We start from the raw sequence: 24,383 nt of genomic DNA, 5'->3' as shown, positions 1-24,383 counted from the left end.
ATGACTCCAACCTGTTGATTGTGTGATAGAATATGACCTCACTTTTTAGAGGTATTTCGATGGCTACCATTCAAGTAAACTGTCGCTTTTGTAATCAAAGCGAGCCTGTACGGAAACATGGTATAGGGGCTGCTGGCTTTCAGCGATTTCGTTGCCTTGATTGCAAGCGTTCATTCCAACTCGATTATGCCTACGAAGCCTACAAGCCATGGGTTAAAGAACAAATCGTAGATATGGCTATGAATAGCTCTGGTGTTAGAGAAACCGCACGTGTATTAAAGGTGGGATATAACACCGTACTACGCACTTTAAAAAAAGCTCACGCCAAAACAAGTCACAACGATACCTTTTGACTTCGCCAATATTGAATTGATATGCGAAGTGGACGAGCAATGGTCATTTGTTGCTAAGAAGAAAAATCAACGTTGGCTTTGGTACGCATGGGAACCTCGATATAAACGTGTGATTGCTCATGCTTTTGGGAAAAGAGATACCGATACCTTTAATGAGCTACAACGGCTATTATCAAAATTCACAATCCCATTTTATTGCACCGATGACTATAGCGTGTACTCATCGAGTCTCCCGAAAGAGAAACATATCATTGGAAAACGATACACCCAAAGGATAGAAAGAACCAACCTTACACTCAGATCTCGTATTAAGCGTCTAGCCAGAAAAACCATTGGTTTCTCTAAATCAGAAGAAATGCACGATAAGGTTATCGGCACCTTTATTGAACGAGAATATTACACTTAATCAACAGGTTGGAGTCATGACCCCGTAAGCCTCGCCAACAAATTCAGCAGCAATTAGATTTTTCATAATTTGTTCAAAATCGCTAGTTTCAAAGCGCCTAAAGATTTCTTTGATTTCTGCGTCACGCTGTCCAAAGTTAGCCCTGTCCAACAGATAATCGTATCTAAAAATTTCGGTATCCCAAGATTGAGAAAAACCGTTACCAAGTATTATTGATGGGGTAACACCCTCTGGAAGCTCGTCGATTGTTTCTTGATAAGTTGGGAGCGGCATAATTTTGTTCTCCTTGAGCGATTAGTTAGGCAACTGCGTTATTATTTTGGGCTGTCGTCTAGGTATCCGAGCCAAACTGATGATCTATGTATACTACCTAACGGGATAATTTTCTTTGTTACTCAGAACAGCTTCTATCTTTCTTCCATGGCTTGAGAACTTCCAATCTCGACTGGCCATTGAACCAATAATCAAGAAGTCTAGATCTTTTGCTATGCCGGTGCGTATTTCTGCCCCACTTTCTTGCGCAAGAGATTCCATAACTTTTCTCGAATCACTTAAGAACTTTCCAGTAAAACAGATTGAATTCCCCTTTATACTTAAGAGGTCGATTGCTTCTCCAAAGAAATCAGTAGCCCCACATTCTGCAGCACCAGTGTCTGTAAATTGTTGGCCGCATATTAATTTCAACATAACCAAAAGTTCAGCTCTCTCTTGATCATCAACAACACCGTCTTTAAGTATGATTTCCACACGTTGGTTAATCATATTAGCGGGCCAAGTATCTATAATCGTTGGATGTGAACCCAAAAGAGAGAGTAGGCCGTCGATCTCTCTATCATTGATCTCATCATCAGAAGTGATCCCTTGGTCCAGTGGCAATAACTGTAGAATTTCACCCAAGAGCCAAAAAATCATCGATAAATTCTTCTTAGAAATGGAGTTAGATAGGGGAGATCCTGAATGGGAACGCTTTATGAAGGCTGAAACGATAGCCAGTCCACATTGATGAGCTTATAAAACGATCCTAAAAAGATATAATCCTCACTAGGGAGCTGTATGTATATCCAGTGTGTTGCCTATGTCATCATAAGGAGGGCTTGTCATGTCTAATAAAAACCAACTTTTCCAACAAGCATTAGAGTTAATCGTAGATGGGGTCGCGTTAAGTACCGAACTTGAGAGCAGGGCAAAAGTCGGTGTGTATTTGATGGGATTGGTGATTGCAGACAATCAAGGCGAGCTTGATAGCAATAAGATAGAGGCCATGAAGATGATCATTCAGATGGCGGATGAAACAGAAAGCCCAAGGTTTAATTTATAGTATTGAGAGCTGGTTTTTCAGCTCTTTTTTTGCTCTGGGCCAAGTGCTTTAACCAGGTTAAAGGCCATTTGTGTGGTGGTCTTAGCGGAAGGGCTAAGCGTATGGCTGAAGGACAGATTCATCACGAACGTGTGGCCGCATTCAGGGTCGCTGCAACTGCAATATAAATCGCTGTAGCTCGTTGAAATGCGGTTTGATTTTTGTATGCAGGCTTTCGCGCCACATTCGGGGCAAATTACTCTCATATAACACCATGAGCCTATCGAAATGATGGAGTCATGGCACTAGATATTCATGTTCATTTATACAGTGATACAGCTTTTGAGGCTGCCTTTTTGTCCTTCTAAATTGCTGTGCTTACACAGGTTAGCCATAACGGTTTAGCTAGGTAGAAGTATTCTGTCTTGTGTGAAGTGAGTTGATGTTATTGGAGTATAAATGCTGTTTAGAAATAGCCGTGAATTTTAGGCGTTTAGATGCATAATGATCTTTATTGTTTGAGAGTTTTCAGTGTAGAATTCAATTAATCCAGTAGCCATTTTATTTCTTCGGTAATTGGTTGGCGAAATTTAATTGATTTAGGTGCTTAAAGTGAATCTTAATGAAAAATCAAGGTTAGTATCTTTCTTACTTACACTCTTCTTTGGTCCATTGGGACTGTTCTATTCTTCAATAGCTGGAGCTCTCGTTCTGTGTCTTGTTGCTTTCTTTACTGCTGGGACAATCATTGGTCCTCTTCTTTGTTGGATATTGGCGATAGCTATTGGTGATCATTGTGTTCATAAGCACAACCTAAATGCTAAGCAAATTAGAGATCTAATGGCCAAGTAAAAGTTGTTATATGTGTCAGTACTTATATCATGATGGAAGATGTACAAGTACAAAAAATTGGTTGGGAAAAGTCTCTAACTAATCACCCATAGCAACGGCTAATACCGATTTCTAATAGCCACCACTCACGGTGGCTTTTCTATACCTGCCACCAAGCCACCGAAAGCACGAGCGCCCCACGGAAAATACACTCCTCCTCCCCACCTGCGACGTTTTTGATCTCGTTTTTTCGTAATTTTTATTCAGGGCAATTAGGTTATCCAGGGAAGGCGCCAAGCTACCGCGAGCCCTTGAAATGTGGCAAGGTATCACCAAAAGTGGTGTGATAGTAACGGGATATTTAGATCCTAACCGAACAGTTTACCCCTTAGAGTAAGAGAGTTAGTAATGAAAGTATATTTTGGTTGGAGATTAATAGCTTTTGGTAGAAGGTTAGCTCCTTATAGTTATTGCGATGTCCCTGCATTTAAAAATTGTGATCCCCTAGCAGGCGTTTTATATGACGATGGTGGGTTGGGCTTTGAGGAAGTGCTCGAAAGAACTAAAAATGGAATTGAAGAAACTAAGAAAATCATTGAAGGTCAACTTGAAAAAGGAGAGATATATACCGAAACATTTTGTGCAGAAATTGGTAGAGATCGCACGGAAATATATTTCAACTTTGATGTTTCTTACAATCAATTTATTCCGACAACGATGTTTTTAACAATCCTTACAGAATGGTATGAGTTTATCAAACTTCCTCCTCAAAAGGGTGTCACTAAAATAGTTGAAGTTTGAGTGGTTTGTTGCAAAAGTTAAAGACGTTTTGGGGCGCTCATTTGGGCGCCTTACTTTATGCATAAAAATTTTAATTAAAGTTTGGTGCATCATCAATCCTGAACTGGGTCACCTAAAGCACAAGCACCCCACGGAAAATACACTCCTCCTCCCCACCTGCGACGTTTTTGATCTCGTTTTTTCGCAACTTTTATTCAGTGCAATTAGGTTATCTAGGGAAGGCGCCAGCCTGCTGCGAACCCTTTAGGAATCACGGGGGATAGGGGATAGTTAAGGCGCTGAGAATGGCTTACAGAGGGCGAGAGAAAATTGCGAAGAGTGCAAAAAAATTGCAAGAAATTGAAATTTTAACGATCAGGGTTGATCTGATTGGTTTGACTAAGTTGTTGAAATTAAATGAGCTGTGTATTTTAGGTCACTTTTTTGATGATCATTTGTGTTTTTTCGATGATCTCTTAGGTGGGGTGTCAGCCCTTATTTTGTAAGGGCTGAGGGCAATAAGACAGTGTAAAACAAAATTGCAAAAAACTTCGCTGCAGTTACTTGGCGGCGTTCTCAAGATTAAAGACCAAATGCAGACTTTTAGGCACTTCTGGGTCGCTGTTTACGGCGTCCATGAACATCTCACACGCTGGGATAACTTCATTTTTGCAGTAGACATAATCAAATTTGATTGGGTCGCCTCGCGTGCCGCCATTGGGAATAATGGCGGCCAGCTCGACGGGGAAGCGATGACCTGTGATCACCTCTTGCGCGGTCACGTTCTTAATTTTTTCGTATTCATCCTTAGTGGCAATGTCACCAACGGGGATAAGTTGGATCCCTTTCTCATTACAGTTGGGAATATTGACGAACATAGAACGAAAATTGCCTACGCCGCGGCTTGAGGCCATCTTTTCTTTGAGATCTTCTTCATCTTCTTTGCTTAGGTTTGGGTCGGTGGTGTAGAAGATAAAGCCCATGTGCAAGCCGTTCTTGTAGTAGCGGCGACGAAAGGTGGTCGAGTCTTGGCTTAACAAGGCCGACTGAACACAACCAAGGTAATCTGGCCCGCCATAGACTTGCTGAACAGGATCATATTGTTTGATGAAAATGATGTCTTCTTTCTTGTAACTCTTCTGTTTGTTGTCGCGTTCTAAAAAGGCAAAATCGCCATTCTTGCGTTTGCGTAAATAGATGGAAGGGATGGGCCAAAGGCCGACAACTTGGCCAAAGTAATTGCGCAGTTTTAAAATGGCGGTATCACCGAACTCTAAAAAGTCGTGAACGGCGGATTGCATCTGCTGCTTTTGCATGCCGCCTTGAAGGTAACGACCTGCGATCATGTTGCGACGAGTCATTAAAATCGAGCCATGATAGGCGTTGGCTCTGGTCAGTTTATTTAGGCCGGCTCTATCGAGTGGCGGCTCCCTTTGTAGACTAACTATCTCATTGGTTTAACTAAACAAAGGCCAGTGTTGATAGATTCAGTACTGGCTTTTTTGTTTACAAAAGTACAAGCATTTTAGAGGTTAAATGAAAGCACTAATGTTTGGGAAACAATTACAACTTTCCCAGTTAAGTAATATGAGAGTTATAAAAAGTGACAAATGAAAAAATGCGTAACTACCCAAGTGTATCAAAAATCCTTTTTCTTATGTCTGTTGATGTTGGATTAGATGAAGAAGCAATAGATAGAATTTTAAGAAGGACGCGTGAATCCTCTGAGGAAGTGGAAACCATAAAAAAAGAGATCAAGCAACTTTTAGTTGATCCAGAAATTGATTTAGTCAATATTTTAGATAATGAATTATATTGTGTTACTGATGCGGAAAGTAGGGAAGAAGCAAAAGAGTTCATTATTGATAGTGTGTGGGGGAGATTTACTTCAGAGCCTTATACAGAGCAAAAAATGAACTTAAAATATCCAGAAACTAGTATGGATTTTAATCCTACTCCTGCTTTTTGCCTTGGCGGCTTTAATGTATATGACCGAGATGATTCACTGGGTGAGTTTTTAAATCAATTTGACCCAAATGACCCTGAACAGCTTGCTGCAGCTCTTGATGACAGACTATTTTCAGGTTGTATAGAGATAGAGTTTTCTCCTGCACATAAAAAGGAAATTATGGAGGTATTAAAAGAAGCTTTAATGGATAGTGATTACAATTTTGAGTCGCTTTTAGAAGATGATCCAGATGACTATTACTATCTACCCATTGAATGGGAAATCAAAAATCCACGCAAATTCTTTGAATTCGTATATTTAAAAATGTATGAAAAGTGGGCTGAGTTGATTATGGCCGATGGTTTTACAGTGACAAAACCAGAAGAGATAAACATTATAGCGAGTAACTAATCATGTGAAGCAACTATCAAGTAGCTCTAACGTGAAAAAGCCAGTGTTGATTGATTCAGCACTGGCTTTTTTGTTTATAAAAGTACAAGCGAGAAGATTTGAGACCGATTGCCCATGCAGTTATAGATGAAATCACGCAAAATGCTCAGGTCACGGTTGATGCTGGGAGTTCTGCAGGGGAATATTCCGTCTTCTAAAACTGGGCTAACTAATATTTGATAGTGCTAATGAAATACATCCTAATTAAATAATGTATTGAGGTAAAAACACAGGCTGATTAGTAAATTAAATGGAGGGTAATTAATAATAGATAAAAGTAAGCACATTCTTTTAGGTAATAAGAATATTTGTGGCTCTATTTTGTCGTTAAAATATAATTTAATTCTAATCATCAAACAACACAATAAATGGTTTATTAGTGTTTGTTGTGTAATTAAAAGTGGTGTTTAGTTTGAGGTGCATTCAAGTATTAATTAATTTGTGGTGACTATGTTATATGTTGAAGTGATATAAGTCTGGCTTATTAATACAATAATATCCCCTGTTGTTAATAATGAATCTCTCCCATGCAATTAAAATCGCTGATGCTCTCGGCTGCACTCTTAGCCAGTGGGCCTCTTTTCGCTTCAGAGCAAGAAACCATCACTTGTGATTCCAAAACGCCCGGAACGGTGATGATTGAAAATGATGAAATCTTTGTCATCGTCAATGACAAGTTAATCCGCAATTCAGACTATTGGCAAAACTTTCTGGATGGCAACATTCAACTCTGCACCACTCACGTAACAGACATGAGTGACCTGTTTGCTAAAGATCAATACTTCAATCAGGACATCAGCCGTTGGGACACCTCTCGTGTGACCAATATGGACCGCATGTTCTCCGGCGCCAAGCGCTTCGACCAAGACTTAACCCACTGGGACGTTAAGCGCGTCTCTCGTCATGCCGACTTCGCCAAAGGCAGTGGCTTGTCTGAAGATAGCCTTCCAACTTTTACACAATAACGTCTATTCAACCCTAGGAATATACAATGAAAAGAACCATAACTTCTCTTCTAGTAGGCGCCGCCGCGCTCGCTAGCCAAACCGCATTTGCTGCTGATATCTCAATAAAGTGCCCTGACCAAGCCGTTAACTCAGTGATGTTTGAGAATGGCAAGGTTTATGTCGTGGTGGATAATGCTCTAATTAAAAATAAGACTTTGTTAGATAATTTAGAGCAAGGTCATATCCGCTTGTGCACCACACAGGTGACGGATATGAGTAGAGTGTTTTATGACCGAGTTTCTTTTAATACAGATATTAGTGATTGGGATACATCAAATGTGACGAACATGGCTTGGATGTTTTACAAAGCACGAGTTTTTAATCAAGACATAGGACATTGGGACACATCTAATGTTACAGATATGAGTTCTATGTTCTCTTGGGCATATTCATTTAACCAAGATATAGGCTATTGGAATACATCAAGTGTTCAAAGAATGGATTTTATGTTCAGTTCTGCATGGGTATTTAACCAAGATATAGGTTATTGGGATACATCAAGTGTTCTGGATATGAGGTCGGTGTTCTGGAGCGCATACGCGTTTAATCAAAATATTGGTCATTGGGATACGTCTAATGTAACTAATATGAGGGATATGTTTAGAAAGGCAGAATCCTTTAATCAAGATATCGGTCATTGGGATACATCAAGAGTTCAGGATATGACTACGATGTTCTGGCAAGCATACGCGTTCAATCAAAATATTGGTAATTGGGATACGTCTAATGTGGAGCTTATGCAAAGTATGTTCAGGGAAGCACACGCATTCGACCAAAAAATTGGGAATTGGGATACATCGAATGTGACGAACATGGCTTCGATGTTTTACAAAGCACGAGTTTTTAATCAAGACATAGGACATTGGGATACATCAAGAGTATGGATTATGAGCAAGATGTTTTCTGGCGCAGAAAAATTTAACCAAGACATTGGCAATTGGTATACTTCACAAGTAGATTCAATGGATAATATGTTTTCTGGGGCAAAAGTATTTAACCAAGATATTGGTAATTGGAATACATTGAGTGTGCGAAATATGAAAGAGATGTTTTCTAATGCTTCTGCATTTAACCAAGATCTAACCAATTGGAACGTGAGCAGGGTACTGGAGCATACTGACTTTGCCAAAGACAGTGCTTTGACTGAAGAACAACTGCCGTATTTTGTAGACTAACCCTCTCATCGATTTAACTAAACAAAAGCCAGTGTTGATGGATTCAGTGCTGGCTTTTTTGTTGGTTGAGTCACTCTCAAAAAGTGGCGGCAAAGTGGCGGCGTTCATTGTAAAACAGCGTTATTTATGGGTGTAAATTGTCATTTTTAACTGTTTTTATATACATGCAAATTTAATTAACTACATGTTTTTATTGTTTTTTGTGTTGTTTTTGTTAGTTTGAGGGCGGCTATATGTGGTCCCCAAAAGAAAACAGAAATGGTACGCAGAGCCATTTCTATAATAATATGACGCTTGTTAGGCCTGGTGATGTTATCTTCTCCTTTGTAAAAGGGTTGATCTTATCCGTTGGTATTGCGCGTTCACATGCTTACTCATATACAAAACCGGCTGAATTTGGTTCTGCAGGGGATGATTGGTCTAATGATGGCTGGAAAATTGATCTTGAATATCATTTGGTAAACAACAAAGTTCGACCAAAGAGTCACATAGATTTTATTCGCCCATTACTACCTGAGAAGTATTCACCACTGCAAGAGAATGGTAATGGCAACCAAGCATACTTGTTTGTAGTACCGATTAACCTCGCATCAAAGATTATTGAAATCATTGGTAGTGAAGCTGAAGATATCATTGATGGTTTTGCTGAGGCTACAGAAAAGACCATGACCTCAGACGCCATTGAATACCAACTCTTAAATGACAAGTCTATAGGTGAAACAGATAGGAATCAGCTTGTAAAAGCCAGAAGGGGCCAAGGTCTCTTTCGAAGTCGGATAGAGCAAATTGAACCATGTTGTAGAGTGACAGGCATTTCATTTAAGAATCACCTAATTGCTAGTCACATAAAGCCTTGGTCGAAATCAGATAATAGAGAACGACTTGATGGTAACAATGGTCTTCTCCTTGCTCCTCATGTGGATCATCTATTTGATAAAGGCTATATCAGCTTTGAAAATAATGGTGAAATGATAGTGAGCAAAAAGTTAAATATCGAAGTATTAAAAGCTTGGTCCATTGAACGAGGCAGCTATGGCAAGTTCTCTGAGCAGCAACAAGAATATCTCAGTTACCACAGGCTGAATGTCTTAAAATAGAGCTCTAGTTATATTAAAGAGCAGGCACATTAAAAAATTATATATTGAGCCTGCTCCAATATATATAGTGACCAAATTAGGCTTTTGGTCACGTTGCCTTTTATAAACTTTATCACTGCCTTACGTTTAATCTTTCAAAGTGCTGGTTATTACAAAACCAGCAGGTGTTGCAAATTTAACTTTCAGTATTATCCGTATCAATACATACCCCCTAGTCTTGGAAGTCGCTACTACTTTCGTCTCAGTTTACCTGGTGTTGGTAAAATCCTGTACGCCTGTATTACCTTTAGCTTACTAAGCATAAGGTAATGTTAGATAAACCAATAATAAAGAAGATAATGTAATAAAATACATCCAAAACCATCTCCAAATTCTTTGATAAGCACTATAAATCGAAAACACGAAGCATAGAGTTAATATTGAAATGAAAGTAATGGGTATAACCAAAAGTGTATACTATTCTTTGAGTAATAGCAGTAACGGCCAGTATGGTATAGAGAGTAATAGATTTTTAAGTATGCGCTTCACAGTTAGATGATCTTTTTGGCTGTTTTTTACAATTAGATAAAAACCAATACTACCTTAAAAATCAATGGTCTTTAACACAGAGTTAAAGACTATTGATAGGTTTTTTATAATTAAAATGGCAGAGAAACCATAACTTAGTAAGATCCGACTGCTACCTGCTACCTGCTATCTACCTAGCTGCGAGGATTCTTAACAGATAGATACAGCAATTATTTTTCCATGACCAGTGCAACTCTATCAATCATTTCATCTTCATCAACGGTTAGCGTTGAGCCATTGAATCTAATCGACCGTTTCTTACCCCGTAAACGTTAGATCTTTTGAAAAATACAGGCTGATTAGTGAATCTAGCGGTAAATAAGTAATAATTTGGCTGAAAAAAAATGATTATCTTTAGGTGAAATGAATATTTAAGTTGAATTTTTCTCAATTTTAAATACCTATGGTGAAATTATTTAATATGGAGTTTTGTTTATTAATATCACTATTGTAGTTAATTTCTTTATTTAATTTGAATTGGCTTGGAAACTGTTTAAATAACAATAATTATGAAAGACACTGGAGTGATATAATTGTAACCTATAAATAAAATGATTTTGATTAGAAACGAAATAAGGAAAGGAAATAATATGAAGTTTAACCAAAAGCTTGTCATATTAATGACGACATTACTGTTATCAACTGGGGCTTTCGCCACCAAAACGACAGACGATCTTTTATATAAGGATATTGAAACATTCCCAAAGTTGGCGACCTCTGTGCGGAGTAAGTTCGAGTATGCTGTTAATCGTTCGACTCGTGCATTCTCATGGATTTGGACTAAGGGCCGTAAACAGACTGGCAATGAAACGTGGTTCTTCGGTGATGCAAGCTACTTATGGTGGCATCATAACGGTAGGGCTGCCAATGGTGCAGATCGTAGTTTTGGTTACGTACTTTTCTATCTTTATGATGGATATTGTAACATCCGGGGCTTAAAAAATGGCTGTCTTGGACATGATATGAAAGTGACGCATTACATCTCTGGTTACTCGGCTGATAATGTCAGTATCGGTATAACTGTGCAATATAAGGGGAAAAAGTATCAACGCTTTTCTCGTTCAGTTCGCCAAGCACAAATGCAATTTTGGGATGTTTTAAATACTATTAGCCCATCTCCATACAAAGTAGAAACCGCAGCAGCACTAAGTACTAAGTATATTCCAGTACATTTGCGTTTGCTTTCTTTAAATAGTGCAGACTACCTTCATTTTGGTAACCCCAACTGGTTAGCTAAATTCAATAAAAAACTGAACCTGTATGCTCCCAACGGTTATGGGTTCGTAATCAAAGAGGTATCACGCTTAACAGGCAACAGCAACCAGAATCTTGGGAAGAAAAACCTATGGCCTCTATTAGAGACTTATGGTTCAAACTATGGCAGAACAGGTTGGATTACTGCGACAGTATCACCTACCGTTGACACACAGAATTTCTGGGGTATGAGTTACATTAAATACACACAAAAGGTTCACTTTACTATGTCACAATGGGCTAAGTACGATGCTAGCACTATTAATGAAGATGCAAAAATTGATCACCTAGCTCGAATCTTCATTCACGAAATGGGCCACAACATGGATTTACAGCACACAGGTGCAATTAATGCAGATAACTTCTACAAAGAGAACAATCCCAGCGGTCGCAACCTATACAAAGGTTGGGCTCAAAGTATGACAACGATGTTACGCTACTAATATTGTTCAAAAGACAGGCTTCTTTGCAACTCATTGTTCAGTGATAATCATTGTTATTATTTTCTATTAAAATAAGATAGTAAGTTATGAAAATTAAATTTTATTGGGAGTTTGAATTCTTCGATGAACCATTCGCTTATGGTGTTAACGATACACCTGCTTTTGAAAACTGTGACCCATTAGTCGGTGTTTTAACGGATGATGGTGGATTGGGATTTGCGGAAGTGCTCGAAAGAACTAAAAATGGAATTGAAGAGACTAAGAAAGTTATTGAAGGCCAAATTGACAAAGGAGAGATACATACCGAAACATTTTATGCAGAAATTGGTAGAGAGCGTACGGAAATCTCTTTCAATTTTGATGTTTCCTACAATCAATTTATCTCGACAACGATCTTTTTAAAAATCCTTACCGAATGGTATGAGTTTATCAAACTTCCTCCTCAAAAAGAGGTTACTAAAGTAGTCGAATTTTAAAGGTTGACTGCAAGAGTTAAAGAGGTCTCTGAGGCGCTCATTGGGCGCCTTACTTTATGCATAAATATTTTAATTAAAGTTTGGTGCATTATCACTTCTTTACTGGTCAACTAAAATTACCCCACAGAAAATGATAACAGGTCGAGAGGCGTCTAGATAACACCATAAACCTATCGAAATGATAGATTTATGGTACTAAATTATGGTTAGGGTTTATACAGTATTTAGAAGCGGCACACTGGTGGCGGTAACGTTGACTCGTTACTTAAATCTAGGTACAGGTTTTGAGTTCTGTATGTTTCATTTCGATCGACATAGTGCCATTGTAGGGAGCTTTCTATATCGTTATGAGAGATGTTTTCTAGTACGAATTCATCACCCTGAGGCTGGATTACTACACCAGCTGCGACACCGTTGTACTTACCAAGAACTAGATTATGGACAACGTTTACGACGCTGCCTTCTTTGATGGATGATTTATCTAGTTGCCCTACTAAAAGTCCGTTATGGGCCACTTTTTCCTAAATCATTTCTTTTAACTGAGCTATCTGCGATTTCAAGCAAAGTAAGTGGTGTTTTGTGTACGTTTCCAAATATCCCACCAACGTAATTAAAGCGGCTATTTTTTACAGTTATTTGAACGTCATTAATCTTTATATTGTTTGCGCCAGCCCCCTCTATTAACCACCCTGATACGCCACCAACTTTACGAGAGTCAGTGGATGTGCTTAAAGAACTATGCTGAACAGTAATGTCTTTCAGCATCGCGTTATCGGCCCTACCGACAAGCAAACCGATGGCCCAATCGCCGAGAGCGTTTGAGATTGATGATTCAGTGATTGTAACATTTTGAATAATCCCGCCGTTTAGTAACCCGGCCAAAGCCCCAACTGTCTTAGCTTTCTTATCTTGGGTATTAATTTGGAAATTACTGATAGTTAGATTCTTGATTTCCCCTGCATTAATTCTGGAAAATAATCCCACATCACCTTTCGTTGCTGAAATTGTTAAGTTTGATATCGCGTAATCATTACCATCGAAGTTGCCTGCAAACGATTTGGGCTCGGTATGAACGAATCCAGAGCAATCAATGTCTTGAATTAAAACGTAGTCAGAGTTGGTTTTGTCTGCAAGATTGAGCAACTGTTCACAGCTCTCGATCTGAAGAGGTGAGGCTGAAGCGCCTAAAGACACAAAACCAGTTAATAAAAGTGCTCTTTTCAACATAAGTATTTTCCATCTAAGCCTTGTATTGTATTTTCTAGGTGAATCTATATGTGTCTGGCAAATATGTAAAATAATTAACTGAACTAAGATATTTTTTGTGAGCTTTGTTGTCTATAGTTGGTTGAGGGAGGACTTTTTAAAAGGTTCGATTGATGTCATACAGGAGTAATAAAAGTACCAGTACTTCACTGTAGAGGCTGGGTATATTGATGTTTGTCATCTTTTATCGATTCTAAAATAGCTCGGCCGTTACTGGTAACAATCGTTTTAATTTAAGGCTAAGGTACGTACAAATGAAGTTAACCTTGCAGTAGGGAAGAATTAAATGTCGATTAGTGGTGTTAACCCCGCAATTACCAATGCGATTAGTAATAACTTACAGTTTGATAAAGTAAATTCGGGTGAAGAACAGAGATTTCACCTTAACTTAGGTACAGGTAAAGATTACACCATTACCGTAGATGGGAGTGGTCAAGTTTCTGCAACTCGGGATTTAGGACATTTATCAAAGGCAGGACGAATTAGAAACGCTGTCGTTGATTTTTTCAGCAGAGCTGCCAATAAGAATGAGAGCGCATTTACGACCAGAGCTAATCAGATAAAAACAGAAGTGCAAAAACAATTAACAGATGGCATCCCTGTACACAACTTAGTGAAAGTAGCCTTTAGCCAAACAACCAGTGATTTTAAGAATGACGCCCAATATTTAAAACCTGGCACCGATCCTTCGACAGCAACATTCGACGATGTCACGGATGCCAACAAGGCACGTTTAGGCCTAGAAAATATGGATAGTGGAGCACTAGAGTTCATAAAGCAAAATTTCTCTAGCTTTATCGTTGGTAAAGATGCCATTTTTAGTCGTCTGACCGATGAGTATTTACAGCAAGCCCCAGCTTTAGCTGGTGATCAAAAGAAACTGATTGAGCTAAGAAATCAAAGTGAAAAACTCAGTTATAGAGTGAATGCGGAATTTAATGCTCAGTTCATAGCGCCATTTAATCAACAAAAGAACCAAGATTTACAACTCGGTATGTAAATAGAGGATTAACAGGAATAATTAGCGTGGATATATATAAAAAAATACTCGCTGAATTGGCCGTTGAACAGCTGAGTTTTGATGAGAACCAAGTCTGCTGTTTTAAAGTTCATTCAGCAGCGAGCCCCGAGGGGCCCCCTTACGTTGTCAATATAGTCGGTAATACCGTCTTGCAGGAGTTAGCCATATCTGTAACGACAACAGTGCCTATTCCGAGTCAGGTCCCTAAGTCGTTTTTCTCGTTGTTTGCGGAGTATGCTATGGGACCTCTTCGTGGCGAACCCGGCATCGGTATTTTTGCAGGTACTGAACAGGCATCTGTTTTCACCACTGTCAGGTTAGTTGATTATCGTTCTGGTTTGATTCAGGAAACGTTGGCAGAGTTACTTGAGAAAGCACATGAATGGGATGAGCTTCTATTAGGTAATGATGCTACTGGACAAGAACAGGAAACAACACCTACTACTCAGTCTTTCAGCTCAAGTAACATTAGAGTCTGAATGACTGTTTAATTTTCGCTCTATTTTTAAAAGTTAAACTGATTCCCTTATTGGTTTAGCTCAACAAAAGCCAGTGTTGATTGATTCAGCACTGGCTTTTTTGTTTATAAAAGTACAAGCGAGAAGGTTTGAGACCGATTGCCCATGCAGTGATAGACGAAATCACGCAAAATGCTCAGGTCACGGTTGACGCTGGGAGTTCTGCAGGGGAATATTCTATCTGTTAAAACTGGGCTAACTAACATTTGATAGTACTAATGAAATATATCCTAATTAAATAATGTATTGAGATAAAAACACAGGCTGATTAGTAAATTAAATGGAGGGTAATTAATAATAGATAAAAGTAAGCACATTCTTTTAGGTAATAAGAATATTTGTGGCTCTATTTTATCGTTAAAATGTAATTTAATTCTAATCATCAAACAACACAATAAATGGTTTATTAGTGTTTTTTGTGTAATTAAAAGTGGTATTTAGTTTGAGGTGCATTCAAGTATTAATTAATTTGTGGTGGCTATGTTATATGTTGAAGTGATATAAGTCTGGCTTATTAATACAATAATATCTCCTATTGTTAATAATGAATCTCTCCCATGCAATTAAAATCGCTGATGCTCACGGCTGCACTCTTAGCCAGTGGGCCTCTTTTCGCTTCAGAGCAAGAAACCATCACTTGTGATTCCAAAACGCCCGGAACGGTGATGATTGAAAATGATGAAATCTTTGTCATCGTCAATGACAAGTTAATCCGCAATTCAGACTATTGGCAAAACTTTCTGGATGGCAACATTCAACTCTGCACCAGTCACGTAACAGACATGAGTGACCTGTTTGCTAAAGACCAATACTTCAATCAGGACATCAGTCGTTGGGACACCTCTCGTGTGACCAATATGGACCGCATGTTCTCCGGCGCCAAGCGCTTTGACCAAGACTTAACCCACTGGGACGTCAAGCGCGTCTCTCGTCATACCGACTTCGCTAAAGGCAGTGGCTTGTCTGAAGATAGCCTTCCAACTTTTACGCAATAACGTCTATTCAACCCTAGGAAAATACAATGAAAAGAACCATAACTTCTCTTCTAGTAGGCGCTGCTGCGCTCGCTAGCCAAACCGCATTTGCTGTAGATATCTCAGTAAAATGCCCTGACCAACCTGTTAACTCCGTGATGCTTGAAAACGGGCAAGTTTATGTGGTGGTGGATAACACCCTAATAAGAAACGAGACGATGCTAGATACGCTAGAGCAAGGGAAAATTCGATTTTGTACCACCCAGGTAACGTCCATGAGTTCTGTATTTATATATCGTGAAACGTTTAATGCCGATATCAGTGATTGGGATACGTCGAATGTGACGGGTATGTTGGGGATGTTTCAATACGCCAAAGCTTTTAACCAAGATATAGGTTATTGGGATACATCGAGTGTGAGAGATATGGGACAAATGTTTCTTGGAGCTAAAGCTTTTAACCAAGATATAGGCCACTGGAATACATCCAGCGTCATGCAAATGGGTAATATGTTTCATGATGCTGAAGCTTTTAACCAAGATATAGGCCACTGGGATACATCGAATGTGTTGGGGATGTCATCGATGTTCTTAAACGCAAAAGCCTTTAACCAAGATATCGGGTACTGGGATACGTCCAATGTGAAGTATATGCCAAGGATGTTCTCCGGAGCAGAGGTGTTTAACCAAAATATAGGTCATTGGGATACATCGAATGTAACGATGATGCAAGATATGTTTGATGGTGCTAAAGCCTTTAACCAAGATATAGGTCATTGGGACACATCGAATGTAACGAATATGCAAGATATGTTTGATGGTGCTCAAGCCTTCAACCAAGATATAGGTGATTGGGATACATCGAGAGTGACGGATATGTCATTTATGTTCGAAAATGCATATGCCTTCAACCAAGATATAGGTGATTGGGATACATCGATAGTGACGGATATGTCACTTATGTTCAAAAATGCATATGCCTTCAACCAAGATATAGGTGATTGGGATACATCAAATGTTGATGATATGATGGAGATGTTTTATTCAGCCGAAGCCTTTAACCAAGATATAGGTGATTGGGATACATCTAATGTGAGGGGTATGGATCGCATGTTTCACTCGGCATCAACCTTTAATCAAGATATAGGTGGTTGGGATACATCGATAGTGACGGACATGTCAGGAATGTTCAGTCATGCCATAGCCTTTAACCAAGATATAGGTGGCTGGGATACATCGATAGTGATTGATATGTCAGTAATGTTCAGAGAAGCAAAAGCCTTTAACCAAGATATAGGTGGTTGGGATACATCAATAGTGACGGATATGTCAGGAATGTTCAGAAATGCCATAGCCTTTAACCAAGACTTAACTAACTGGAATGTGAGCAAAGTAAAGAATTATGTTGGCTTTCCGTGGGGCAGTGCTCTGACTGATGAACACATGCCATATTTTGTAGACTGATTCCCGTTTCGGTTCAACTAAACAAAGGCCAGTGTTGATGGATTCAACGCTGGCTTTTTTGTTGGTTGAGTCACTCTCAAAAAGTGGCGGCAAAAATGGCGGCGGTCATTGTAAAACAGCGTTATTTATGGGTGTAAATTGTCATTTTTAACTGTTTTTATATACATGTGATTTAAATTAACCTATTGTTTTTATTATGATTTGTGTTGGTTTTATTAAGTTCTACGGCATGTTTGGACAATGAGTTTTGGTCAAACTATCAAGCGCGGTAACGATTTATAGCTATAGTCGCTCTGAACTCTAATAATGTCACTCCGTTGGCTTATGGACGAGTGCGTTTCAATCGGTGTTAGCCATTTCTAAATGCTCTACAAAAAACATTGTCTGCAGAATTTAGATAAAAAAGCTAATAATTACGTTGGTTTACCTAAAGCTTTGTTCGGAAAAGTTGCGTAGACTGCTTCTGCTCTGTTGATTGTCAAAATCACATCCGTTAAGGGCAAGAAAATTGAACGCTTAAAGCAAATAAATACTTAAAAAGGATTCATCAATGAAAGTGTCAGTGGTAGATAATATCGCATGGATAAGTAAAATTTCAGCCGCAACAAGCATTGTACTTCTCTCTGGTTGTGCCAGCATGCCAACACCAAATACGATTGGTGAAATCGAGTTCGTCGATCCTAATTTTGCTGAATGCTTTTCGGGTTACGAAGCATACTCGCCAACTGCTCTCACAGAGCTAAACTGCACTGATAATAACATTAGCTCTGTGGAAGAAATCAAATTTTTCTCGGAGTTAGAACACCTGATTCTTCTAAATAACAATATTCAGAGCATCGATACGAAATATAACCCAAAGCTCAAACGCTTGATTTTGGCAAACAACCAATTGACAGATATCGACCTCTCTTATAACCCAGAGCTGGAAATACTAAATATTTCAAAAAATAAACTGACACAGATTAATATTACTAAAAACAATAAGTTAAAAATGTTCTACGCCTATAAGATGCCTATTGCAGAGATAGACGTTCGTCATTTATCAAGGTTAAGTGATCTTGGATTCAGTGCCCACAAACTAACGCAGCTCGACGTTAGCCAAAACCCTGAACTCACAACGCTCTTTTTAGGCAGTGGCAGCCTAACTACGATCGACTTAAGCCATAATCCAAAACTATCGCATTTATCCCTTCAATCAAACCAGTTACAACAGCTTGATTTAGCTAAAAATGTGAATCTTAAACAGCTTAACGTGCGCAACAATAAGCTTACCCGTTTGGACCTCAGTCAACAGAAACAATTGCAAGAAGTTAAAGCCGACTATAACCATTTGAGTGAGCTCCAACTGGGCAAAATTCCTAACTTGGTGTCACTCGAGCTTAACAATAATAAATTGACCAAACTGGACCTGACTCAACAATTAACCTTGAAGAAGCTCACCGCATTTAACAACCCACTTTATGATATTGCATTGCCTAAAGATCATGAGTTTGACCTATTTTCAGTAGAGGGGTCACCCTATGCTGCTGCTCTAACGACAACGTCGCAAGCAAGCGAAGAGAAAGATATTTCAAATCTACTGTCTCCTCGTGTCAGCATTATTGAAGGGGGCTTAATCACGCAAGTGGGCAAAGAGTACACAGTAACTCCAACGCAAATCGTGATGCCAGAACTTGGGCAATACATTGGCTTTCGATACTCAGTGACGTTGCCTAAAAATAAACAGGGCGAGACTAACCTTACCAAAACTAAACAATTCCCAATTACCGTTCGGATGACGCATCCAGAAATCGTTGACCCTGAAACAGGTAAAGGGTTCACTGAATCTACGTGGCCTGATACCATGTTCAAGCACGATCAGAACCTTGCGTTGTGGTATTTCGGCGATAAAAATGAATTAGTATCCGGCCGTTGGCAACTCGAGATACTTTATCGCGATAGTGTATTAGCAAAAAAAGCTTTTCAGCTAGTCAATCTGGATGATCCCAAAGAGCTTGCCTCAATCAAGGAGGCTGTGGTCTTACAAAACCTCTTTAGCAAAGGTTCGAGCTATATTTGTAAAGAAGCCGCATTTCAGCACTGCTTAGGGTTCGAGAGCACGAATCAGTGTGAACAAAAACTTGAGCCTTATAACAAGGCCTGCCAGTCATTATTGTCACGCGAAATCAAAAAGAAAAAGGCTGACTTTGATAGCAAAGATGCACTGAAAAACGCTTTTATTTTTTATACAGGGTGTTTAACGGCGAGCTATGCGGAACAAAATCATGTCGATCAAACAGAAATAATCCAATGTATGAAAAGTCAATAAGGTACCTTTAAATATAGCCTCACTCTCGGTGAGGCTCCTGATGTTCGAGTTAGTTAACTTTTAAGCCAGAGTTGAATGAACAAAAGTATATTTAAAAGAAAAGGCTACCTTTAAAAGAAAAGGCTACCGGATGGCAGCCTTTGAAGTTGCAAGCGAAAGTGAAATACCACTCCCCATGTGGTATGAACAGCATACTGTTAGCACGACGTAATACCAACATGTGTCCTTTCTGATTCGAGTCAAATCAAACATTGAGCTGAAAATGACACTTGCATCATTTACTTGGTTTTGATCTTCATATCGCTAAAAATTGCCCATGCTATAGGGGCAATACTCGCATACTTTAAGAGTTTAGAGGGGATGAGGTGCCATAAGAGGCGTCAGTCAGTGATCATATAATAGTTTAAAGAGGTGAAGTATTTGGCACAATCGCCGAAAACTTCATAAAAATCTGAGCCAAATAGAAAAGGCTATGCGGATCATCAGGCATAACAGTAAAAATTCTTCAAATAGAGTACCTGAGTTTACTTGTCGATACGGTTCACTTTTTAACATTAACAGCATTTACTTTATAAGCAACTTGTTTTGTATTGATTGTTTTTGTTAATGTTTAAGGAGTATTTAAACGATTGTTAGGGAAGGATATATGGTAGTGGTTGCGAGATTTTCATTTCCCCATGAAGCACAAATGGCGAAATCTAATTTAGAGTCTGCTGGAATTGAGTGTTTTATCGCGGATGAGCATACGATCAATACTCAATGGCTTTACTCAAATGCGATGGGAGGAGTCCGCTTATTGGTTTGCGAAGAAAATGCCCAATTAGCTCAGCAAATATTAAATACCGATTTTTCACAATATGTGCATAGTGAGATTGAAGTAGATGAGGAGCTAGATGATGTATGTCCAGCTTGCGGGAGCGATGATCTCTCACCACATACAAAAGGAAAACGTCCGGCTTTTGTGGTGTTTATATTATTAGGTTTTCCGCTATTTTTCTATAAACAGGGATATAAGTGCAACCAGTGCGGGGAGTTTAGTGAAAAGCTTTGATAGGGATATGTAGGAACACTCGTTTAGCATGATGAATTAAGCAGCTAAACGAGTAGTAAGATACCTAAGTGACACGCTCCCAAAGGGCTTCTCGCTGAACGCATCATCCTGAGGTTACTTGAGTATGAGTGTGCTATGTACTAGTACTTCGACGTCAAAAAGTTGTTTATGAAAAGCTAGAAGTAAGAAAGCAACAGAGTCGATGAGCTTGAGTGATTACTTTTGAGCTTTGTTAATTTTGTCTGAGCAAATAGCTGAAGGCTCTGTTTTTTTTGAGCATTAAAAGAGGCTTCATCGTTGCCTTGACCTAGCCTGATAGCTTTATGAGCTGAATCATACAGTTTGATCGCTTCGGAAGTACTGTTTAGGGTAACACTAAATCTTTGAGCATCAGAATCGGTTTGTTGGCAGTTAATTAAAGGGATATTAATACGCTGCGCTTCACCATTTTCTGTATTCAAAGTGATCACCTGCTGAGATGATGCAGTGTTAATACCACACGGTTTATGGATAACAGAACCTGAAAAGTGAATTTTCCCAGAAGTCGGGTTAGCTAAAGTTACTGGGCTGAACAATGTTGAAGTAACTAATGTTACTGTCAGCAATTTTTTGATCGTTTTATTTTTCATAACACACACCGCTTTCAAATCCCTGAAACTTTCTTGACATTTTTTATAAAAGAGATGGTTCATTCTCCATATTGGTGAGTGTTTAGTCAATAGGTGGTCAGCCAAATGACAGCAAAATGTCAGCTAAAAATGAAAGAATTGACATTGTGCTTGCGTTTTCTTGCTGGATTATTTCTGTTGAAAATGATTTCAGTGAGTTTTAATTGCTATTGTGTATGTAATCTTGGAGTGAAGGGGTTCATCGAGTTGAAAATAGTTTTTAGCCAGTTTTAACGCTGATATTTGCTCATCAAAGGCCATAATGAGTAAACAGGCTGGATAAAGAGTGAAGCGTACCTTAAATGGCACGCTCGTATTAAAGAAGAGAAGAAGTAAAATCCTTAAAGTGTGTTTCCTGCTAAACACTCAGAGCGTAAAAAGCCGATCACAGCATCTAAGCAGTTGTCATCAGCAATACAGCATAAAGTTCTACCCTCTCGACGCTGACTTATTAGGCCAGCGGAAGAGAGGCTTGAGATATGGTGGGAGAGGGTAGAGGCTGGGATACCAAGCTTATTTTGTACACCGCCTACAGCAATGCCTTGGGTACCTGACTTTACAACTTCTTTATAGATATTCAAACGTGTAGGATGGCCTAATTCTTTTAGTGCCTTTGCAACTGATTCAAGTTTCATTGTTTCTCTTATGTATATTGGATTGTTTAATCTGTTAGGATGATAATAAAACTGTCAAATAATGGCAAATAACAAATGCATATTTAATGAAAAATGTCTTTACTCTCAGTAAAATACAAAACTGTATATAAGATATATACTTAGTGATTTTTAATTTTTTACAAAACGATATGTTTTTAAATAATTCAATAGTGAGTCTTTTTTATCTTATGATTTGTATCTGCTGAGCCAAATTAGGCATCTTGAGGCTGCTTGGAGGTGGTTTCTATTAACAATGGTCGTAAATTTGTCATTTTGATAAGGCATCATATATTGATGTTGACTTAGGTAATATTTTTCATTAGTGAATGAATGATGAGGAAAATCTAATATACCTAAGTGACCTCAAGATGCTTGATTCAGAGCGAGGTCACTGAGTCGAATTCAAGGAAGACAACGAAGGGGAATAGCAGGCTCTTTCTTATTTTTGTAAGAAGAACGGTTGTCTGACGCAAGAAGTCGGCTCAGTGACACGCTCCCAAAGGGCGAGCGACCTTAACTCTCAGACTTTGTTAACGATTCTCAATGTAGAACGACTATATCTTCGAATCGTTGCCGCGCCTGAGAGATAAGGTCATCTCGCTGAACACAGTATCTTGAGGTTACTTGGGTATATAGCTGAGAGAGACCTAGGTTTTCATTGGCTATCGTTCAATCATGAAGTTAAAATTAAACAAAAATAGACTCATAAGTATCTTGAGAGAACTCAGGTATTGAGCCACTAATTAAAAGCTAAGGATAATAGGTAAAATGAACAAGTTACGATTGATGTCCCTGTTTGTTCATATTGTAGAGAGTGGATCCATTACAAAAGCGGCAGAAAAACTGGACTTATCAAAATCCGTATTGAGTTCTGCGTTAAAACAACTGGAATATGAGTTAGATACATGCTTATTAAAACGCACAACCAGAAAGCAGTCTTTAACATCTGCGGGTGAACGTTTCTATATGCAATGTGCCCAAATGACCAAACAGGCTGAAAGTGCCTGGCTAGAAGCGACTGAACTAAAACAAGTACCAACAGGTAGAATTAATGTTACAGCGTCACATGCATTGATGCGTGCCATCGTACTTCCTGCGCTAACACAAGTCTTTGCTGATTATCCAGAGGTGCAGTTGAACCTTATCAGTGATGATCAACATGTTGATATTGTAGAACGAGATATTGACTTGGCGGTTCGAGTTGGCACATCCGGTGATTCGAACTTGAAACAGCGCAAAGTCGGTGAGTTTTATGATGTACTCTGTCATTCTTCGACATTTGTCGGGGATTGGCAAACTGCGCCTTATATTGCGCATGATTGGCAGGTTGAACCGATTATGCATACTTCCTCAAGAGAAAGTGATAACACAACGGTTACATTCAAGATCGGCCATAAGGCGAACACCGTATTTGATGTCATGAGTTTATTAGAGGTTGGGCTAGGAGTGGGTATTATTCCTGAGTTTATGCTGGAGAATAATGAACATTTGCAAGCGGTCACTAATGTTGAAAGATCCAAGCCTTGCCCAATTTATCTGTTGCACCCTTATCATGCTCAAGTACCGATGACTGTCAAAATGGCCATCCAAGCGATTGAATCTCGAACGAAGGGAGTACTGACCGATACAGTTATACTCAAGTGACCCAGGCGCTTGATTCAGGGCGATGGCACTGAGTCGAATTCAGGAAGAAAATGAAGCGAAATAGCAGGACCTTTTTGCTAACAGGCCACACTCTAATGAACAGGCCACTATACCCGTTGATTGGGAATAATGGCCGTTTGAGCCCTAGACGTTAACGTTTGATACTGTAACGAGCAACGGCGGCTTCTTCCGTAGATACGATAGTTTTGCCGATCGGGGCTAATGAGATCCAAGCTAATTTTAAATGCTGTAAAGCAAATGGAATCCCAATAATCGTCACAAAACAAGCTGCTGCGGAAATAAGGTGGCCAAAAGCAAGCCATATACCAGCAAACACAAACCAAATTACGTTACCAATGGTGCCTAACGGACTTGTACCGATGTCCGTTTCATTGGTCAGCTCATCTCTTGAGATCGCTTCTTTACCAAATGGAAAAAACGAAAAGGTACCTATCACAAAGCAAGCCCGTCCCCAGGGAATGCCAATGATACTGATAAACGCTAGCAGGCCAAAAAACCACCATAGCAGCCCCATAAAAATACCACCAAAAACAAACCAGATTATGTTACCGAGAGTTCTCATCAAAAAAACCTTTCTTTGCTGTATATGTACTGATTGGGTATAAACCCATCTATTTTTCGACATTGAATACAGTATGTCACAAGAATCTGAACCTTGGATGAATGATTGACAGAGTCGCTTTAATCTGGACAAGGAGATTTGGTATGC

General features: G+C 39.1%; 23 protein-coding genes and 2 pseudogenes. 16 read left to right on the top strand and 9 right to left on the bottom strand.

Annotated elements, in window-relative coordinates; genetic code table 11:
• Positions 1-59: 59 nt before the first annotated feature.
• Positions 60-759, top strand: a protein-coding gene (locus tag BS333_RS19075) for an IS1 family transposase (RefSeq protein WP_101903957.1) whose coding sequence is annotated in 2 segments (ribosomal slippage) — positions 60-311 and positions 313-759 — 699 coding nt in all. Because the reading frame shifts where the segments join, the coding sequence is not laid out codon by codon here.
• On the opposite strand, the gene BS333_RS19070 is transcribed toward BS333_RS19075, so the two are convergent.
• Positions 760-1,032, bottom strand: coding sequence for a DUF4917 family protein (locus BS333_RS19070; RefSeq protein WP_050568094.1), 273 nt, complete (start codon positions 1,030-1,032; stop codon positions 760-762).
• Between the two features lie 93 nt (positions 1,033-1,125).
• On the bottom strand, positions 1,126-1,671 hold the full coding sequence (locus BS333_RS19065) for a BRCT domain-containing protein (RefSeq protein WP_021711563.1): 546 nt from the start codon (positions 1,669-1,671) through the stop codon (positions 1,126-1,128).
• Between the two features lie 187 nt (positions 1,672-1,858).
• On the opposite strand from BS333_RS19065, the gene BS333_RS19060 reads away from it, so the two are divergent.
• Positions 1,859-2,077 carry a hypothetical protein gene (locus BS333_RS19060; RefSeq protein WP_021710426.1) on the top strand — a complete coding sequence of 73 codons (219 nt, stop codon included), beginning with the start codon at positions 1,859-1,861 and terminating at the stop codon, positions 2,075-2,077.
• On the opposite strand, the pseudogene BS333_RS19055 reads toward BS333_RS19060, so the two are convergent.
• Positions 2,072-2,322: pseudogene (locus tag BS333_RS19055) on the bottom strand (Ogr/Delta-like zinc finger protein). The gene BS333_RS19060 and the pseudogene BS333_RS19055 overlap by 6 nt on opposite strands.
• 973 nt (positions 2,323-3,295) lie before the next feature.
• On the opposite strand from BS333_RS19055, the gene BS333_RS19045 reads away from it, so the two are divergent.
• Positions 3,296-3,688, top strand: coding sequence for a hypothetical protein (locus tag BS333_RS19045; RefSeq protein ID WP_021711565.1), 393 nt, complete (start codon positions 3,296-3,298; stop codon positions 3,686-3,688).
• 539 nt (positions 3,689-4,227) lie between these two features.
• Here BS333_RS19045 and BS333_RS19035 read toward each other — a convergent pair.
• Positions 4,228-5,097: pseudogene (locus tag BS333_RS19035) on the bottom strand (phage portal protein); the annotation flags it as partial.
• 173 nt (positions 5,098-5,270) lie between these two features.
• On the opposite strand from BS333_RS19035, the gene BS333_RS19030 reads away from it, so the two are divergent.
• From BS333_RS19030 to BS333_RS19000, 6 genes are all read left to right on the top strand, one after another.
• Positions 5,271-6,026, top strand: coding sequence for a hypothetical protein (locus tag BS333_RS19030; protein WP_021711568.1), 756 nt, complete (start codon positions 5,271-5,273; stop codon positions 6,024-6,026).
• Positions 6,027-6,592: 566 nt separating this feature from the next.
• A complete protein-coding gene (locus tag BS333_RS19025) occupies positions 6,593-7,030 on the top strand; it encodes a BspA family leucine-rich repeat surface protein (RefSeq protein ID WP_021711569.1) in 438 nt (145 codons plus the stop codon).
• Positions 7,031-7,056: 26 nt separating this feature from the next.
• Positions 7,057-8,247 carry a BspA family leucine-rich repeat surface protein gene (locus BS333_RS19020; protein WP_021711570.1) on the top strand — a complete coding sequence of 397 codons (1,191 nt, stop codon included), beginning with the start codon at positions 7,057-7,059 and terminating at the stop codon, positions 8,245-8,247.
• Between the two features lie 233 nt (positions 8,248-8,480).
• On the top strand, positions 8,481-9,344 hold the full coding sequence (locus BS333_RS19015; protein ID WP_021711571.1) for an HNH endonuclease: 864 nt from the start codon (positions 8,481-8,483) through the stop codon (positions 9,342-9,344).
• Positions 9,345-10,501: 1,157 nt separating this feature from the next.
• Entirely contained in the window at positions 10,502-11,608 is a 1,107-nt protein-coding gene (locus BS333_RS19005; protein WP_021711572.1) for a hypothetical protein, read from the top strand.
• Positions 11,609-11,694: 86 nt separating this feature from the next.
• Complete coding sequence (locus BS333_RS19000) at positions 11,695-12,084, top strand: hypothetical protein (RefSeq protein WP_021711573.1); 390 nt, start codon at positions 11,695-11,697, stop codon at positions 12,082-12,084.
• A 224-nt stretch (positions 12,085-12,308) separates the two neighbouring features.
• Here BS333_RS19000 and BS333_RS22365 read toward each other — a convergent pair whose 3' ends face one another.
• Positions 12,309-12,599 carry a hypothetical protein gene (locus BS333_RS22365; protein ID WP_021711574.1) on the bottom strand — a complete coding sequence of 97 codons (291 nt, stop codon included), beginning with the start codon at positions 12,597-12,599 and terminating at the stop codon, positions 12,309-12,311.
• Complete coding sequence (locus tag BS333_RS18995; protein ID WP_021711575.1) at positions 12,589-13,311, bottom strand: ZmpA/ZmpB/ZmpC family metallo-endopeptidase-related protein; 723 nt, start codon at positions 13,309-13,311, stop codon at positions 12,589-12,591. The genes BS333_RS22365 and BS333_RS18995 overlap by 11 nt, the downstream gene beginning before the upstream one ends.
• Before the next feature lie 325 nt (positions 13,312-13,636).
• Here BS333_RS18995 and BS333_RS18990 point away from each other — a divergent pair, with 325 nt between their 5' ends.
• The 6 genes from BS333_RS18990 to BS333_RS18965 all read left to right on the top strand — a co-directional run bounded on the left by BS333_RS18990 (position 13,637) and on the right by BS333_RS18965 (position 20,685).
• Entirely contained in the window at positions 13,637-14,350 is a 714-nt protein-coding gene (locus BS333_RS18990; protein ID WP_021711576.1) for a hypothetical protein, read from the top strand.
• A gap of 26 nt (positions 14,351-14,376) precedes the next feature.
• Positions 14,377-14,850, top strand: coding sequence for a type III secretion system chaperone family protein (locus tag BS333_RS18985; RefSeq protein WP_021711577.1), 474 nt, complete (start codon positions 14,377-14,379; stop codon positions 14,848-14,850).
• 596 nt (positions 14,851-15,446) lie between these two features.
• Positions 15,447-15,884: a BspA family leucine-rich repeat surface protein gene (locus tag BS333_RS18980; protein ID WP_021711578.1), complete on the top strand. Its 438-nt coding sequence runs from the start codon at positions 15,447-15,449 to the stop codon at positions 15,882-15,884.
• Positions 15,885-15,910: 26 nt separating this feature from the next.
• The gene (locus BS333_RS18975; protein WP_021711579.1) at positions 15,911-17,326 is read left to right on the top strand and encodes a BspA family leucine-rich repeat surface protein; all 1,416 of its coding nucleotides are present in this window, start codon (positions 15,911-15,913) and stop codon (positions 17,324-17,326) included.
• A 550-nt stretch (positions 17,327-17,876) separates the two neighbouring features.
• Complete coding sequence (locus tag BS333_RS18970; protein WP_021711580.1) at positions 17,877-19,634, top strand: leucine-rich repeat domain-containing protein; 1,758 nt, start codon at positions 17,877-17,879, stop codon at positions 19,632-19,634.
• A 646-nt stretch (positions 19,635-20,280) separates the two neighbouring features.
• Positions 20,281-20,685, top strand: coding sequence for a putative signal transducing protein (locus BS333_RS18965; protein ID WP_021711581.1), 405 nt, complete (start codon positions 20,281-20,283; stop codon positions 20,683-20,685).
• 176 nt (positions 20,686-20,861) lie between these two features.
• Here BS333_RS18965 and BS333_RS18960 read toward each other — a convergent pair whose 3' ends face one another.
• Positions 20,862-21,314, bottom strand: coding sequence for a fimbrial protein (locus tag BS333_RS18960; RefSeq protein WP_021711582.1), 453 nt, complete (start codon positions 21,312-21,314; stop codon positions 20,862-20,864).
• Between the two features lie 380 nt (positions 21,315-21,694).
• Complete coding sequence (locus BS333_RS18955; RefSeq protein WP_021711583.1) at positions 21,695-21,988, bottom strand: ArsR/SmtB family transcription factor; 294 nt, start codon at positions 21,986-21,988, stop codon at positions 21,695-21,697.
• 789 nt (positions 21,989-22,777) lie between these two features.
• Between BS333_RS18955 and BS333_RS18950 the strand changes: the two genes are divergently transcribed.
• Positions 22,778-23,653, top strand: coding sequence for a LysR family transcriptional regulator (locus tag BS333_RS18950; RefSeq protein ID WP_021711809.1), 876 nt, complete (start codon positions 22,778-22,780; stop codon positions 23,651-23,653).
• Between the two features lie 151 nt (positions 23,654-23,804).
• Here BS333_RS18950 and BS333_RS18945 read toward each other — a convergent pair whose 3' ends face one another.
• On the bottom strand, positions 23,805-24,236 hold the full coding sequence (locus BS333_RS18945; protein WP_033004542.1) for a YccF domain-containing protein: 432 nt from the start codon (positions 24,234-24,236) through the stop codon (positions 23,805-23,807).
• Positions 24,237-24,383 lie beyond the last annotated feature (147 nt).

It is taken from the genome of Vibrio azureus (assembly GCF_002849855.1).
Taxonomy (GTDB): Bacteria; Pseudomonadota; Gammaproteobacteria; order Enterobacterales; family Vibrionaceae; genus Vibrio; species Vibrio azureus.
The sequence above is the reverse complement of the archived record's forward strand: the minus strand, read 5'-3'. Positions and strand labels throughout refer to the sequence as shown.